The organism is Streptomyces sp. DH12 (genome assembly GCF_020873895.1).
GTDB lineage: Bacteria > Actinomycetota > Actinomycetes > Streptomycetales > Streptomycetaceae > Streptomyces.
Genome location: NZ_JAHWGT010000605.1, coordinates 1 through 547, shown reverse-complemented (window position 1 = coordinate 547; position 547 = coordinate 1). Strand labels below are relative to the sequence as shown.

The 547-nt window shown below is 70.0% G+C and carries 1 protein-coding gene; it reads right to left on the bottom strand.

All coding sequences use genetic code 11. From position 1 onward, the window contains the following. Window positions 1–82: 82 nt before the first annotated feature. Window positions 83–490, bottom strand: a complete 408-nt coding sequence (locus LPA54_RS36015; RefSeq protein ID WP_228918173.1) for an arsenate reductase ArsC — start codon at window positions 488–490, stop codon at window positions 83–85. Window positions 491–547: the final 57 nt, after the last annotated feature.

The window sequence follows — 547 nt, the reverse complement described above, 5'->3', positions numbered from 1 at the left end:
GGACCGAGCCGATGACGATGACGTCGCGGACGTCCGTCGGGGCGCTCATGACCGCGGCTCCGGCGGGGCGCGATCTCCTTGCTCAGACCCCCGGCGCGATCTCCTTGATCAGCCCCTCCACCAGCCCCTTGATCTCGTCGCGGATCGGGCGGACGGCCTCGACGCCCTGGCCGGCCGGGTCGTCCAGCTGCCAGTCCAGGTACCGCTTGCCCGGGAAGACCGGGCAGGTGTCGCCGCAGCCCATGGTGATGCAGACGTCGGACTCCTTGACCGCGTCCACGGTCAGCATCTTCGGCACCTCGGCGGAGATGTCGATGCCGACCTCGCGCATCGCCTCGACGGCGGCGGGGTTGACGTTGTCGCCCGGGTTCGAGCCGGCGGAACGGACCTCGACGCGGTCCCCGGCCAGGTGGGTCAGCCACGCGGCGGCCATCTGCGAGCGGCCGGCGTTGTGGACACAGACGAACAGCACGGAGGGCTTGTCGGACATCAGGAGGTCTCTCTTGTCTCGCGACGGCATCGGGCGCTCATGAGGTCAGCACCTGGT